Genomic DNA, 14,621 nt, shown 5'->3' with positions numbered 1-14,621 from the left:
GGTTCCTCCCCCTTACGGAATGACCGTTTTCCCCCTAGGCTGCTGACTGCGCCCTTGTTACTGGCCGGTACCGCTCCGGTGAACCGGGGCCCGGCGACCGCCCCCACGGGCGCCGCGACAATCCCTCAGACGGCCACCCGCCCCCGGAGGTCCTCGTTGAGTTCCGCGCAGTCCCTGATCGACTCCGGTAGTGCCGACATCGTCGCCGGGCGTCCGGCCTCCGTCGCCCACCTCTTCCTCGACCGCGTCGCCGCCACCCCGAACGCCGAGGCCTACCGCTACCCGGCCCCGCTGGACGAGCACGCCGCGGACGGCACACCGGGGGCCGAGCAGTGGCGCTCGCTCACCTGGGCGCAGACCGCGGCGCGGGTCAAGGCGGTGGCCGCCGGCCTGATGGCGCTCGGCATCCGGCCCGAGGACCGGGTCGCGCTGGCCTCCTCCACCCGGCTCGAATGGATCCTCACCGATCTCGGTGCCATGTGCGCGGGCGCCGCCATCACCACGGTCTACCCGAGCACCAACGCGGACGAGACGGCCTTCATCCTCTCCAACTCCGGCTCCCGGGCCATGTTCGCCGAGAACGCCGCACAGCTGGCCAAGGCCGTCGAGCACATCGAGCAGCTGCCCGAGCTGCGCACCGTGATCCTCTTCGACGCCCCCGCCGAGGCCCCGGAGACGGCCGGCCTGGACCTGATCACCCTCGCCGAGCTGGAACGGCGCGGCGCGGAGTACCTGGAGCGGAACCCGGACGCGGTCGAGAAGGCCGTGGCCGCGCTCGACAAGGAGCAGCTGGCCACCCTCATCTACACCTCCGGCACCACCGGCCGCCCCAAGGGCGTGCGCCTGGTGCACGACTGCTGGGCGTACGAGGGCAAGGCCCAGGAGGCCAGCGGCCTGCTCGGCCCGGACGACGTCCAGTTCATGTGGCTGCCGCTGTCGCACGTCTTCGGCAAGACGCTGATCTCCGGGCAGATCGCCACCGGTCACGTGATGGCGGTGGACGGTCGGGTCGACCGGATCATCCACAACCTGCCGGCCATCCGGCCGACCGTCATGGCCTCGGCGCCGCGGATCTTCGAGAAGGTCTACAACGGCATCGCCGGCCGGGCCCGGGCCGAGGGCGGCGCCAAGTACAAGATCTTCATGTGGGCCGCCAAGGTCGCCCGCGAGCACGCCCGGGTGGTCCAGGAGAGCCGGATCGCCACCGGCACCGAGAACGCCCCGCTGGGCCTGCGGCTGCGGCACGCGCTGGCCGACAAGCTGGTGTACGCGAAGATCCGGGCGGCCTTCGGCGGCCGGCTGCGCGGCGCGGTCTCCGGCAGTGCCGCGCTCGCCCCCGAGATCGGCTACTTCTTCCTCGGCGCCGGGGTGCCGATCCTGGAGGGCTACGGGCTGAGCGAGACCAGCGCCGGCTCCTGCGTGAACCGCAAGGAGGACGTGCGGATCGGCACGGTCGGCCGCCCGCTGCCCGGCACCGAGGTGCGGATCGCCGAGGACGGCGAGATCCTGCTGCGCGGCCCCGGCGTCATGCGCGGCTACCACAACCTGCCGGAGAAGACCGCCGAGGTGCTGGAGCCGGACGGCTGGTTCCACACCGAGGACATCGGCGAGCTGAGCCCGGACGGCTTCCTGCGGATCACCGACCGCAAGAAGGACCTGTTCAAGACCTCCGGCGGCAAGTACGTGGCGCCCAGCGAGGTCGAGGGCAAGTTCAAGGCGGTCTGCCCGTTCGTCAGCAACATCCTGGTGATCGGCAACGGCCGCAACTACTGCACCGCGCTGATCGGCCTGGACGAGGCGGTGCTGATGCCGTGGGCCGCCGAGCACGGCCTGGCCGACAGGACCTACGCCGAGCTGGCCGCCGAGCCCGCCGTGCACCAGCTGATCGAGGGCTTCGTCAAGCGGGTCAACGCCGATCTCCAGCGCTGGCAGACGATCAAGAAGTTCCACCTGCTGCCGCGCGACCTCGACGTCGAGCACGGCGAGCTCACCCCGAGCCTGAAGATCAAGCGCCCGGTGGTCGAGCGGACGTACGCGGACGCCGTCACCGCGATGTACGCGGGCGCCAACGAGGCCTGATCCCGGCCCGTTCCGTACGGCTCACCGGTTCGGGTGGGTCGTACGGGACAATGGGTTCATGCCCTCCGCACTCCCCGACGGCGAACCGGTGCCGTCCGACGGTTCCCTGCCCGCGCACGCCCTCACCGGGCTGGGCCGACGGCCGTTCGGTTTCTACCTGCACGTGCCGTACTGCGCCAGCCGCTGCGGCTACTGCGACTTCAACACCTACACCGCCACCGAACTGCGCTCCTCCGGGGCAGTCGCCTCGCAGGAGACGTACGCGGACAACGTGGTCGCCGAGATCCGGCTGGCCCGGCGCGTCCTGGGATCCGCCGACCTGCCGGTGCGGACCGTCTTCCTCGGCGGCGGCACCCCCACCCTGCTGCCGGCCCGCGACCTGGTGAAGATGCTCGCCGCGCTGCGCGAGGAGTTCGGGCTCGCGCCGGACGCCGAGGTCACCACCGAGGCCAACCCGGAGTCCGTCGACCCGGCGTACCTGGCCGAGCTGCGCGAGGGCGGCTACAACCGGATCTCCTTCGGCATGCAGAGCGCCCGCCCGCACGTGCTGCGGCTGCTCGACCGCCACCACACCCCCGGGCGGCCCGAGGCCTGCGTGGCCGAGGCCCGCGCGGCCGGCTTCGAGCACGTCAACCTCGACCTGATCTACGGCACCCCCGGCGAGTCCGACGACGACTGGCGGGCCTCCCTGGACGCCGCGATCGGCGCCGGACCGGACCACGTCTCCGCGTACTCCCTGATCGTCGAGGACGGCACCCGGCTCGCCGCCCGGGTCAAGCGCGGCGAACTGCCGATGATCGACGACGACGTGCACGCCGACCGCTACCTGATCGCCGAGCGGGCGCTGAGCGCGGCCGGTTACTCCTGGTACGAGGTCTCCAACTGGGCCACCACCCCCGAGGGCCGCTGCCGCCACAACGAGCTCTACTGGACCGGAGCCGACTGGTGGGGCGCCGGCCCCGGCGCCCACAGCCACGTCGGCGGCGTCCGCTGGTGGAACGCCAAGCACCCCGCCGCCTACGCCCAGGCCCTCGCCGAGGGCCGCACCCCCGCCCAGGGCCGCGAGGTCCTGTCGGACGAGGACCGCCGGGTCGAGCGCATCCTCCTGGAACTGCGCCTGGCCGACGGCATCCCCCTCGACCTCCTCACCGCCACCGGCCGCAGGGCCGCCGACCGGGCCCTCGCCGACGGCCTCCTCGCCCCGGCCCCCTACGAGCAGGGCCGCGCCGCCCTGACCCTCCAGGGGCGGCTGCTGGCGGACGCGGTGGTGCGTGACCTGGTCGACTGAGTGTCGTTAACGTGGTATCAGCCGTCAGGAGGAGTGTGGGATGACCGCCGTCGATGACCGGGTGATAGGGATCTTCGAGAACCTTGAGGTCCCGGAGGGTTATAAGGCTGAGCTCCTCAGGGGGGAAATCGTGATGATGGCCGGGCCGGACATGGTCCACAACCTCATCATCCGGGACATCCAGCATCAGACGCCGTACTCCCGGTGGAATGCCTTGACCACTCAGGATGTGGCCTTTCCCGGTGATGCCAGTGAGCCGCAGCCGGATCTGGTCGTGTTTGAGCGCGGGGCGGCGGAGGAGAGCGGTCGGCTGCTGCCCGCACTTGCGGTCACCCTCGTGGTCGAGGTGGTCTCGAAGACCAGCGTGTTGCGCGACTACCAGACCAAGCGGGAACTCTATGCGGAGGGGCGGATTCCTGCCTATCTGATCATCGACCCGATCAAGGGCGTCTGCGTGCTGCTCACCGAGCCGAGCCAGGCAGCCGCCTCCGGGCTGCCGGACTATGCGGTCGAGCGGACCGCGAAGTTCGGCGAGCCGATTCCGCTGGACGTGCTGGACATCACGCTCGACACGTCGGGATTCCGGACCTACTCCTGACCCGGCAGGGCCGTGAAGTCGATCAACTCCTCCACCTTCGCCAGGAGTTCGGGCTCCAGGTCCTTGTAGGAGTCCACCTTCGAGAGGATGCGCTTCCAGGCCGCCGGGGTGTCCACCGGCCAGCCGAGGCGGCGGCAGGTGCCCTCCTTCCAGTCCTCGCCGCGGGGGACGGCGGGCCAGGCGGGGATGCCGACGCTGGAGGGCTTCACGGCCTGCCAGATGTCGATGTAGGGGTGGCCGACGACCAGGACGGAGTCGCCGGTGACCTGGGCGGCGATGCGGTGCTCCTTGGTGCCGGGGAGCAGGTGGTCGACCAGGACGCCGAGGCGGCGGCCGGGGCCGGGGGCGAAGTCGGCGACGATCGCCGGCAGGTCGTCGATGCCCTGGAGGTACTCGACGACGACGCCCTCGATCCGCAGGTCGTCGCCCCAGACCCGCTCGACCAGCTCGGCGTCGTGCCGTCCCTCGACGTAGATGCGGGACTCGCGGGCCACCCGGGCGCGGGCGTTCGGGACGGCGATCGAGCCGGAGGCGGTGCGGGCCGGCGTACGGTCGGGCGCGGGCCCGGTCGGGCGCACCAGGGTGACGACCCTGCCCTCCAGCAGGAAGCCGCGCGGGACCATCGGGAACACCCGGTGCTTGCCGAAACGGTCCTCCAGGGTGACGGTGAACCCCTCGGCGGTCTTCTCGCACCGCACCACCGCCCCGCAGAAGCCACTGGCGGCCTCCTCGACGACCAGGTCCCGCTCGGCGGGCACCTCGGGGGCGGGGGTCTGCTTCTTCCACGGCGGGGTGAGGTCCGGTCCGTACTGGCGGCTGCGCATGCAGGTGACTATAGGTAATCCGAACGGACCGTCAGGGGCCCGGCGCGCCCCGGGCCGGGAACCGGCGGCGAGCACCGTGTGGGAGAGTACGGGGCGATCACGAATCCTGGGGGGTGGGATCAGTGCACGGACGTCATCGAGCACCTCAGTCCTCCATGCCCGGAGCGCCCCAGAGCGGGAACCAGCGGGACAGGTCCTTCTCCAGCCGCAGGTCGTTCCCCAGCATCGCGTTGACCTGGAGCTCCAGCGGGCTGTTGCGCTTCTCCCCGCCGCCGGGCATCGGGGCGAAGGGGTAGAAGGTGCCGCGCTTGTAGAGGTAGACCAGCGCCAGCGACTGGCCCTCGGTGTTGCGGAAGCCGACCAGCGAGCAGAGCAGCTGCGGCCCGAAGCCGTTCGCCTCCAGCTCGCTGTTGACCGCGTGCAGGTCGTTCACCAGCTCCGGCAGCTCCTCGGGTCGGTGCCGGGCGAGCAGCCAGGAGTAGCCGTAGCCGTCCTTGGAGGCCTCCACCGGGACGCCGCCGCGCTCGGTGTCGGCGTCCAGCAGCGCCCGCACCTGCTGCTCGACCTGGACGAAGGCGCCGCCCTCGACGGCCGCGAAGCAGACCGAGCCGAGCCCGGTGGGCAGGAACCCGGCCCCGGCCTCCAGGGTGAGCGCGGCGGACGGCAGGCCGAACAGCTGGTCGAGGTCGGGCTTGACCGGCTTGGTGCGGCCGAACAGGGTGTCCAGGAATCCCACGGCGATCCTTCGGTGAGAGAGGGGGCGGGGGTCAGCGGCCGAGCTGCTCGGAGATCTTCGCGAGCTGCGCCAGCCGCTTCTCCAGCGTCGGGTGGGTGGAGAACAGCTGCGCTGCGGTCTCCCGGGCGCTCAGCGCGGGGGCGAAGTAGAAGGCGTTGTACGGCTGCGACTTGCGCAGGTCCTCACTGGGGATGGCCGCGATCTGCCCGGTCACCTTGGTGAGGGCCGAGGCCAGGGCGCTCGGCCGGCCGGTGAGCTGGGCGGCGGCCCGGTCGGCGGCCAGCTCGCGGTAGCGGGAGAGCAGCCGGGTGAGCAGGAAGCTGATCGCGTAGACGACGATCGACACCAGCGGGATGATCAGCGCCGCGATGGCCGCGTTCTGGTCGTTGTTGTTGCGCCCGCCGCCCATGAAACCGCCGTACATGGCGATCCGGGTCATCGCCCCGGCGAGCACGCCGAGGAAGCCGGCGATGGTCATCACCGCGACGTCCCGGTGGGCGACGTGCGACAGCTCGTGCGCCAGGACGCCCTCCAGCTCCTCCGGTTCGAGTCGGCGCAGCAGGCCGGTGGTGACGCACACCACCGCGTTCTGCGGGTTGCGGCCGGTGGCGAACGCGTTGGGCATGTCGTTGTCGGCGACGGCCACGCGGGGCTTGGGCATGTCGGCCAGGGCGCAGAGCCGGTCGATCGTGCCGTGCAGCTGCGGGTACTGCTCCTCGCTCACCTCGTGGGCGCCCATCGCCCGCTCGGTGATCTTGTCGCTGAACCAGAACTGGGCCACGAACAGCCCGCCGGAGATCAGCACGATCAGCGGCCAGGCCCCGCGCAGCAGCGCGATCAGCAGGCCCGTGAAACCGACGTACAGCAGCCCGATCACGAACATCGTCGCGACCATGCGGCTCGTCAGGCCGCGGTCGGGCGCGAAACGGGTGTGCTGGCCCGAGCTCGACATCGCTTGCTCCTCCATTCGCCGTCGCTTCCGATGCTGCCACCCGGACGGCCCCGGAGCACCACCCCCCGCACGGGGAGTGTCGGGACGGCCGCCCGGGAGTGCGGGCAGGATCACCCCGGCCGGGCCGTTCCTGCGGTAGGACCCGGGCCTTACACTGGCAGGTACGGTTTTGGCACTCGTGTGCGTTGAGTGCCAGGACCGGGGTCCTTCCGGAGCGGCCCGCAGCATCACAGACGGACAACGTGCGAAGACGGAGGTGCGTGCCCCATGGCCGGTGAGGTCCGCCAGCTGGACGATCGCAAGCTCGCCGTGCTGCGCGCGATCGTCCAGGACTACGTGGGCACCGAGGAGCCGGTCGGCTCCAAGGCCCTCGTCGAGCGGCACAACCTCGGGGTGTCCCCGGCGACGGTGCGCAACGACATGGCGGCGCTGGAGGAGGAGGGCTACATCCACCAGCCGCACACCAGCGCCGGGCGCATCCCCACCGACAAGGGGTACCGCCTCTTCGTCGACAAGCTCGCCGAGATCAAGCCGATGAGCGCTCCGGAGCGCCGGGCGATCCGGCACTTCCTGGACGGCGCCGTCGACCTCGACGACGTGGTGGCCCGCACGGTGCGGCTGCTCGCCCAGCTGACCCGGCAGGTCGCGGTGGTGCAGTACCCCTCGCTGACCCGCTCCACCGTCCGGCACATCGAGCTGGTGGCGCTCGCCCCGGCCAAGGTGATGCTGGTCCTGATCACCAACACCGGCCGGGTCGAGCAGCGGATGGTCGACTGCCCGGGCACGGTCGGAGAGACGGTCCTGGCCGACCTGCGGGCGCGGATCAACACGCGTGCCGCCGGCCAGCGGCTGCCGGACGTACCGGGCCTGCTGGAGGACCTGCCGGCGACCTTCGAGCAGGCCGACCGGCCGACCGTCAGTACGGTCCTGGCGACCCTGTTCGAGGCGCTCGCCGAACAGAACGAGGAGCGGATCATGCTGGCCGGCACGGCCAACCTGACCCGCTTCGGGCATGACTTCCCGCTCACCATCCAGCCGGTGCTGGAGGCCCTGGAGGAGCAGGTGATCCTGCTCCGCCTCCTGGGTGAGACCACGGACGCCGCGATGACGGTCCGGATCGGGCGGGAGAACGCCTACGAGGGGCTGATTTCCACCTCGGTGGTGTCGGTCGGCTACGGTTCGGGCGACGAGAGCGTGGCCAAACTGGGTGTGATCGGTCCGACCCGGATGGACTACCCGGGCACAATGGGGGCGGTGCGAGCGGTGGCACGGTACGTGGGTCAGATCCTGGCCGAGTCCTAGCAAACCGCCGTTAAATCCTTTAACGGCGTCCAGTCGCAGCACTACTACAGGCGGAACAAGCGGAGCATTTGGTGGCCACGGACTACTACGCGGTACTCGGCGTCCGACGGGATGCGGGGCAGGACGAGATCAAGAAGGCGTTCCGGCGCCTGGCGCGCGAACTGCACCCGGACGTCAACCCGGACCCGAAGACGCAGGAGCGGTTCAAGGAGATCAACGCCGCGTACGAGGTGCTCTCCGACCCGCAGAAGCGCCAGGTCTACGACCTGGGCGGCGACCCGCTGTCGCCGGGTGGCGGCGGCGGAGCGGGCGGCTTCGGCGCCGGCGCGGCGGGCTTCGGCTTCTCCGACATCATGGACGCCTTCTTCGGCGCCGCGGCCGGCCAGCGCGGCCCGCGCTCGCGCACCCGGCGCGGCCAGGACGCCATGATCCGGCTGGAGATCACCCTGGAGGAGGCCGCCTTCGGCACCACCAAGGAGCTCCAGGTCGACACCGCCGTCACCTGCACCACCTGCAACGGCGAGGGCGCGGCCCCCGGCACCTCCGCGCAGACCTGTGACATGTGCCGCGGCAAGGGCGAGGTCTCCCAGGTCACCCGTTCCTTCCTGGGCCAGGTCATGACCTCCCGCCCCTGCCCGCAGTGCCAGGGCTTCGGCACCGTCGTGCCGACCCCGTGCCCCGAGTGCGCCGGCGACGGCCGGGTCCGCGCCCGCCGCACCCTGACCGTCAAGATCCCGGCCGGTGTCGACAACGGCACCCGGATCCAGCTGGCCGGCGAGGGCGAGGTCGGCCCCGGCGGCGGCCCGGCCGGCGACCTGTACGTCGAGATCGCCGAGACCACCCACAACGTGTTCCAGCGGCGCGGGGACGACCTGCACTGCACCGTCACCATCCCGATGACGGCCGCCGCCCTCGGGACCCAGGTGCCGTTGCAGACCCTGGACGGGCCGGAGGAGGTCGACATCCGGCCCGGCACCCAGTCCGGCCAGTCGATCCCGCTGCACGGCAGGGGCATCACCCACCTGCGCGGGGGCGGCCGGGGCGACCTGATAGTGCACGTCGAGGTGCAGACGCCCACCAAGCTCGACGCCGAGCAGGAGGAGCTGCTGCGCCGGCTCGCGATGCTGCGCGGCGAGGAGCGTCCGTCCGGCCAGTTCGCGCCGGGCCAGCAGGGCCTGTTCTCGCGTCTGAAGGACGCGTTCAACGGCCGGTAGCCGTCCGCGAAGGGGTGCCGGGGGCTGATCCCCGGCACCTCTTCCGTGTTTTCCGTCCCGCCCCTGGAGGTTCCGTCATGACCGCGCCCGTCTTCGTCGTCGAGACCGATCGGATCGCCGCCGCCGTGCCCGGGTCGGTGGTGCGCCTCGACGGGCCGGAGGGGCGGCACGCGGCCGCGGTGAAGCGGCTGACGGCCGGCGAGGCGGTGACCCTGGCCGACGGGCGGGGGCTCGGCGTGGACGGGACGGTCGCCGAGGTGCTCGGCAAGGACGCGATCGACGTCACGGTGGCCGCCGTGCGCCGGGAGCCGGAGCCCGCGCCGCGGATCGTCGTCGTCCAGGCGCTGCCCAAGGGCGACCGCGGCGAGCTCGCCGTGGAGACCATGACCGAGGTCGGCGTGGACGTGGTGATCCCCTGGGCGGCCTCGCGCTGCATCACCCAGTGGAAGGGCGAGCGCGGCGCCAAGGCGCTCGCCAAGTGGCGGGCCACCGCCCGGGAGGCGGGCAAGCAGTCCCGCCGGCTGCGCTTCCCCGAAGTGCGCGACCCGATGACCACCAGGCAGCTGGCGCCCGTCCTGGCGCAGGCCGCGTTCGCCGCCGTGCTGCACGAGGAGGGGGCCGAGCCGCTGGCGCACGCCGGGCTGCCGGAGACCGGGGACCTCGTGCTGGTGGTCGGGCCGGAGGGCGGGGTCTCCCCGGAGGAGCTGGCCGCCTTCGCCGAGGCGGGCGCCAAGCCGTACCGGCTGGGCCCCTCGGTGCTGCGCACCTCCACCGCCGGGGTGGCCGCCGGGGCGCTGCTGCTGGGGCGCACCGGCCGCTGGTCGTAACCTCCGCCCGCCCGGCCGGAGTTCACGGAAGCCGGAGTCTGCGGAAAACGGAGCGGCCCGTACCCGCGCCTGCCTACGCTGGCCGGGTGACGGACTCCCTGAGCACCTCCGCGGGCGCTTACCTGCGCCACCCCCACCTGCACGGCGGCCTGGTCACCTTCGTCGCCGAGGACGACCTCTGGCTCGCCCCGTTGGAGGGCGGCCGGGCGTGGCGGCTGACGGCCGACCACCTGCCGGTCCACCACCCCCGGTTCTCCCCGGACGGTCGGCACATCGCGTTCTCCTCGACCCGGGACGGCGCCCCCGAGGTGCACGTGGTGCCGGTGGACGGCGGGCCGTCCCGGCGGCTCACCCACTGGGGCAGCGCCCAGACCCGGGTGCAGGGCTGGACCGCCGACGGCCGTCCGATCGCCACCACCACCGGCGGCGAGGCCACCCTGCGCCGCACCTGGGCGCACGCCGTGCCGCTGGACGGCGGCGAGCCGGTGCGGCTGCCGTACGGGCCGGTCGGCGGGCTCGCCTTCGAGCCGGGCGGCATGGGGGTCCCCCCGGCCGAAGGCGGGGGGAGGGTGCTGCTGGCCACCGCCAACAACCGCGAGCCGGCCTGGTGGAAGCGCTACCGGGGCGGCCGGGCGGGCAAGTTGTGGCTGGGCCGGGACGAATTCGCCCGGGTGCACGAGGAGTTGGACGGGCAGCTCGACTCGCCGCTGTGGGTGGCCGGGGAGGGGGAGCAAGGCGGCCGGATCGCCTTCCTGTCCGACCACGAGGGCGTCGCCGAGCTGTGGTCCAGCCGCCCGGACGGCACCGACCTGCGCCGCCACACCACCGACCCGGACGGCTTCTACGCCCGCAACGCCACCACCGACGGCACCCGGGTGGTGTTCCACCGGGCCGGCGACCTCTGGCTGCTGGACGACCTGGACGGCGCCGAGCCGCGCCGCCTGGACATCCGGCTGGCCGGCCCGCGCACCGGCCGCCGTCCCCGCCCGGTGCACCCCGCGCACTGGCTGGAGTCCGTCGCCCCCGACCGCACCGGCCGGGCCAGCGCCGTGGTGGTGCGCGGCGGCGTGCACTGGCTGACCCACCGCGAGGGCCCGGCCCGGGTGCTGGACGAGACGCCGGGCGTGCGCGGCCGGCTGGCCCGGGTGGTGCCCGGCGAGGACGGCGCCCAGGGCGTGCTGTGGGTGTCCGACGCCGAGGGCGAGGACGCGCTGGAGTACGCCCCCGCCGTCCACGACGCCGAGCGCCGCCGGCTGGCCACCGGTCCGCTCGGCCGGGTCAACTCGCTGGTGGTCTCCCCGGACGGCAAGCAGGCGGCGCTCGGCGTGCACGACGGCCGGGTGCTGCTGGTCACGCTGGCCGACGGCGCCGTGCACGAGCTGGAGCGCAGCGCCGACGGCGAGGCGTCCGGGCTGGCGTTCAGCCCGGACTCGGCCTGGCTGGCCTGGTCGCGCCCGGTGCACGGGATGGGCCCGTACTCGCTGCGCCAGATCGTGCTGGCCGACCTGGCGACCCGCACGGTCAGCGAGGTCACCCAGCAGCGCTTCGTCGACACCTCGCCCGCCTTCACCGCGGACGGCCGCTACCTGGCCTTCCTGTCGGTGCGCAACTTCGACCCGGTGTACGACGCGCACGTCTTTGACCTGTCCTTCCCGAACGGCTGCCGCCCGTACCTGATCACGCTGGCCGCCGACACGCCGTCCCCGTTCGGGCCGCAGCGGGCCGGGCGCCCGCTCGGCGGCGAGGAGGACGATCCGAAGCCGAGGAGGGACGGCGACGAGGCCGCGGCCGACGCCGCGCCGACGACCAGGGTGGACCTGGACGGCATCGCCGACCGGATCATCCCGTTCCCGGTCGAGGGCGGCCGTTTCGAGACGCTGCGCGCCGCCAAGGACGGCGTGCTGTGGACCAGGGTCCCGCTGCTGGGCGAACTCGGCGACGAGGCGGCCTCGTTGGACGACGAGCGGCCGCGTCCGGTGCTGGAGCGCTTCGACCTGAGGAAGCGCCGCGCCGAGCAGCTGGTGCACGGCGTGGACCGGTTCGCGGTCAGCGCGGACGGTTCCCGGGTGGCCGTGCTGGACGAGGGCGAGCTGCGGATCGTCCCGGCCGACCACAAGGCGGGCGGCGAGGACGAGGAGACCACCGTCGACCTCGCCCGGCTGCGGGTGACCGTCGACCCGGCCGCCGAGTGGCGGCAGATGTACGCCGAGAACGGCCGTCTGATGCGGGACAACTTCTGGCGCCCGGACCTCGGCGGCACCGACTGGGCCGGGGTGCTGGAGCGCTACCGGCCGCTGGTGGAGCGGATCGGCTCGCACGACGAACTGGTCGACCTGCTCTGGGAGGTGCACGGCGAGCTCGGCACCTCGCACGCCTACGTGCTCCCGTACGGCCGGTACACCGAGCCCGCCCGGCGCCAGGGCCTGCTCGGCGCCGACCTGGTCAAGGACGGCGAGCGGTGGCGGATCGCCCGGATCCTGCCCGGCGAGTCCTCCGACCCCAGGGCCCGCTCACCGCTGGCCGCGCCCGGCGCCGCGATCCGGCCGGGCGACGCCGTCCTGGCCGTCAACGGCCGGCCGGTGGACCCGGTGACCGGCCCGGCCCCGCTGCTGGCCGGCACCGCCGGGCAGCCGGTCGAGCTGACCGTGGTCGGCAAGGACGGCACCGACCGGCGCAACCCGGTCGTCGTCCCGCTCGCCGACGAGGAGCCGCTGCGCTACCACGACTGGGTGGCCGGGCGGCGGGCCGCGGTGCGCGAGCTGTCCGGCGGCCGGCTCGGCTACCTGCACATCCCCGACATGCAGACGGCCGGCTGGGCCCAGCTGCACCGCGACCTGAGCACCGAGATGGCCAAGGAGGGCGTGATCGTCGACGTCCGGGAGAACCGGGGCGGCCACACCTCGCAGCTGGTGATCGAGAAGCTCGCCCGCCGGATCGTCGGCTGGAACGTCATCCGGGACACCGACCACCCGGTGCCCTACCCGATGGACGCCCCGCGCGGGCCGGTGGTCGCGCTCGCCAACGAACTCTCCGGCTCGGACGGCGACATCGTCAACGCCGCGATCCAGGCGCTCGGCATCGGACCGGTGGTCGGCACCCGCACCTGGGGCGGGGTGATCGGCATCGACAGCCGCTACCGGCTGGTCGACGGCACCCTGGTCACCCAGCCCAAGTACGCGTTCTGGCTGGAGAACTACGGCTGGGGCGTGGAGAACCACGGCGTCGACCCGGACGTCGAGGTGCCGATCGCCCCGCACCACTGGGCGGCCGGCGAGGACCCGCAACTCGCCGAGGGCGTACGGATCGCCCTCGCCGCCCTGGCAGAGAACCCGGCCCGCTCGGCGCCGCCGCTGCCCTGGGCCTGAGGCCGTGCGGGCCCGGAGCGGGGGCCGGCGGGGGCCGGCCGCCCGCTCCGGGCGCGGCCCGCTGTGCCACGGGCGGCTGCGGGAGCGTCAGCGGCCGGTCGCACGGCTCGGCTAGGCTGCGCCAGTACCGCCCCGCGAACCCGTGAACCGACCCGAACCAGAGGAGAAAGCCGATGGCCGGCGAGCCGCAGTCCGACTGCCTGTTCTGCAAGATCGTGGCGGGCGAGATCCCGGCGACCGTGCTGCGCAAGACCGAGCGCGTCCTCGCCTTCCGCGACATCGCCCCCAAGGCCCCCGTGCACGTCCTGGTCATCCCGCACGTCCACTACCCGAACGCCGCCGCGCTGGCCGCCGCCGAACCGGAGATCGCCGGCGAGCTGCTCGCCGAGGCGGGCGCGGTGGCCAGGGACGAGGGCATCGAGGACTACCGGCTGATCTTCAACACCGGTGCGGGCGCCGGGCAGACGGTCTTCCACGCGCACGTGCACGTGCTCGGTGGCGCCCCGATGACCGAGCGCATGGTCTGACACGTGTCCCAGCGCGAACTCGTCGTCCTCGGCACCGCCAGCCAGGTGCCCACCCGGCACCGCAACCACAACGGCTACCTGCTCCGCTGGGACGGCGAGGGCCTGCTGTTCGACCCCGGCGAGGGCACCCAGCGGCAGATGCTGCACGCCGGGGTCTCGGCCACCCAGATCACCCGGATCGCCGTGACCCACTTCCACGGCGACCACTGCCTGGGCCTCGCCGGGGTGATCCAGCGGATCAACCTCGACCGCGTCCCGCACCCGGTGGACGTCTACTTCCCGGCCTCCGGCGAGGTCTACTTCGAGCGGCTGCGGCACGCCACCGCGTACCACGAGACCGCCGTGCTGCGGCCCCGGCCGATCGACGAGCCGGGCCCGCTGCCCGCCCCCGGCGCCCGCTTCGCGCTGGACGCCGTCCGGCTGGACCACCCGGTGGAGTCCTTCGGCTACCGGCTGACCGAGCCGGACGGTCGCAGCCTGCTGCCCGAGCGGCTGGCCGCGCTCGGCGTCCGCGGACCGGCGGTCGGCCGGCTCCAGCACGAGGGCGCGATCGAGGTGGACGGCCGGACGGTCACCCTGGACGAGGTCAGCGAGCCGCGGCCGGGCCAGCGGTTCGCCTTCGTGATGGACACCCGGCTCTGCGAGGGCGTGCACCGGCTCGCCGAGGGCGCCGACCTGCTGGTGGTCGAGGCGACCTTCACCGACGCCGACGCCCACCTCGCCGACGACCACGGCCACCTCACCGCCGGCCAGGCGGCCAAGGTCGCCGCCGAGGCCGGGGTCCGCACCCTGGTGCTGACCCACTTCTCCCAGCGCTACCCGGACCTGGGCCAGCACCTGGCCGACGCCCGCAAGCACTTCGACGGGGAGCTGGTGCTCGCCGAGGACCTCGCCCGGGTGCCCGTCCCG

General features: G+C 73.1%; 12 protein-coding genes. 9 read left to right on the top strand and 3 right to left on the bottom strand.

The window, feature by feature from the left end; translation table 11 throughout:
* Positions 1-156: 156 nt before the first annotated feature.
* Genes J0670_RS12200 through J0670_RS12190 form a run of 3 tightly spaced genes read left to right on the top strand, consistent with a single transcriptional unit; the run spans position 157 to position 3,965 of the window.
* The gene (locus tag J0670_RS12200; RefSeq protein WP_207811529.1) at positions 157-2,079 is read left to right on the top strand and encodes a long-chain fatty acid--CoA ligase; all 1,923 of its coding nucleotides are present in this window, start codon (positions 157-159) and stop codon (positions 2,077-2,079) included.
* Positions 2,080-2,137: 58 nt separating this feature from the next.
* Positions 2,138-3,367: a radical SAM family heme chaperone HemW gene (gene hemW, locus J0670_RS12195; RefSeq protein ID WP_207811528.1), complete on the top strand. Its 1,230-nt coding sequence runs from the start codon at positions 2,138-2,140 to the stop codon at positions 3,365-3,367.
* Between the two features lie 40 nt (positions 3,368-3,407).
* Entirely contained in the window at positions 3,408-3,965 is a 558-nt protein-coding gene (locus J0670_RS12190) for a Uma2 family endonuclease (RefSeq protein WP_207811527.1), read from the top strand.
* Here J0670_RS12190 and J0670_RS12185 read toward each other — a convergent pair.
* The 3 genes from J0670_RS12185 to htpX all read right to left on the bottom strand — a co-directional run bounded on the left by J0670_RS12185 (position 3,956) and on the right by htpX (position 6,477).
* The gene (locus J0670_RS12185) at positions 3,956-4,789 is read right to left on the bottom strand and encodes a DUF3097 domain-containing protein (RefSeq protein ID WP_207811526.1); all 834 of its coding nucleotides are present in this window, start codon (positions 4,787-4,789) and stop codon (positions 3,956-3,958) included. The two genes, J0670_RS12190 and J0670_RS12185, sit on opposite strands and share 10 nt — an antisense overlap.
* Before the next feature lie 145 nt (positions 4,790-4,934).
* Positions 4,935-5,525: a hypothetical protein gene (locus tag J0670_RS12180; protein ID WP_207811525.1), complete on the bottom strand. Its 591-nt coding sequence runs from the start codon at positions 5,523-5,525 to the stop codon at positions 4,935-4,937.
* Between the two features lie 31 nt (positions 5,526-5,556).
* Complete coding sequence (gene htpX / locus J0670_RS12175; protein ID WP_207811524.1) at positions 5,557-6,477, bottom strand: zinc metalloprotease HtpX; 921 nt, start codon at positions 6,475-6,477, stop codon at positions 5,557-5,559.
* Positions 6,478-6,744: 267 nt separating this feature from the next.
* Between htpX and hrcA the strand changes: the two genes are divergently transcribed.
* From hrcA to J0670_RS12145, 6 genes are all read left to right on the top strand, one after another.
* Positions 6,745-7,779 carry a heat-inducible transcriptional repressor HrcA gene (gene hrcA, locus J0670_RS12170; RefSeq protein ID WP_207811523.1) on the top strand — a complete coding sequence of 345 codons (1,035 nt, stop codon included), beginning with the start codon at positions 6,745-6,747 and terminating at the stop codon, positions 7,777-7,779.
* A gap of 71 nt (positions 7,780-7,850) precedes the next feature.
* A complete protein-coding gene (gene dnaJ / locus J0670_RS12165; RefSeq protein WP_207811522.1) occupies positions 7,851-8,993 on the top strand; it encodes a molecular chaperone DnaJ in 1,143 nt (380 codons plus the stop codon).
* A gap of 77 nt (positions 8,994-9,070) precedes the next feature.
* The gene (locus J0670_RS12160; RefSeq protein ID WP_207811521.1) at positions 9,071-9,820 is read left to right on the top strand and encodes a 16S rRNA (uracil(1498)-N(3))-methyltransferase; all 750 of its coding nucleotides are present in this window, start codon (positions 9,071-9,073) and stop codon (positions 9,818-9,820) included.
* 86 nt (positions 9,821-9,906) lie between these two features.
* Positions 9,907-13,185 carry a S41 family peptidase gene (locus tag J0670_RS12155; protein WP_307806493.1) on the top strand — a complete coding sequence of 1,093 codons (3,279 nt, stop codon included), beginning with the start codon at positions 9,907-9,909 and terminating at the stop codon, positions 13,183-13,185.
* Positions 13,186-13,358: 173 nt separating this feature from the next.
* Positions 13,359-13,712 carry a histidine triad nucleotide-binding protein gene (locus J0670_RS12150; protein ID WP_207811520.1) on the top strand — a complete coding sequence of 118 codons (354 nt, stop codon included), beginning with the start codon at positions 13,359-13,361 and terminating at the stop codon, positions 13,710-13,712.
* 3 nt (positions 13,713-13,715) lie between these two features.
* The coding region (locus J0670_RS12145; protein WP_207811519.1) for a ribonuclease Z at positions 13,716-14,621 on the top strand (906 nt) is incomplete at its 3' end.

Origin of the sequence: Streptomyces sp. FH025 (assembly GCF_017427025.1) — a bacterium.
Taxonomy (GTDB): domain Bacteria; phylum Actinomycetota; class Actinomycetes; order Streptomycetales; family Streptomycetaceae; genus Kitasatospora.
The sequence above is the reverse complement of the archived record's forward strand: the minus strand, read 5'-3'. Positions and strand labels throughout refer to the sequence as shown.

Bases quoted from the DNA above. Each gene is read 5' to 3' on its own strand.
- hemW (WP_207811528.1), top strand. From the start codon at position 2,138: ATGCCCTCCGCACTCCCCGACGGCGAACCGGTGCCGTCCGACGGTTCC.
- J0670_RS12190 (WP_207811527.1), top strand. From the start codon at position 3,408: ATGACCGCCGTCGATGACCGGGTGATAGGGATCTTCGAGAACCTTGAG.
- J0670_RS12185 (WP_207811526.1), bottom strand. From the start codon at position 4,789: ATGCGCAGCCGCCAGTACGGACCGGACCTCACCCCGCCGTGGAAGAAG.
- htpX (WP_207811524.1), bottom strand. From the start codon at position 6,477: ATGTCGAGCTCGGGCCAGCACACCCGTTTCGCGCCCGACCGCGGCCTG.
- hrcA (WP_207811523.1), top strand. From the start codon at position 6,745: ATGGCCGGTGAGGTCCGCCAGCTGGACGATCGCAAGCTCGCCGTGCTG.
- J0670_RS12160 (WP_207811521.1), top strand. From the start codon at position 9,071: ATGACCGCGCCCGTCTTCGTCGTCGAGACCGATCGGATCGCCGCCGCC.
- J0670_RS12150 (WP_207811520.1), top strand. From the start codon at position 13,359: ATGGCCGGCGAGCCGCAGTCCGACTGCCTGTTCTGCAAGATCGTGGCG.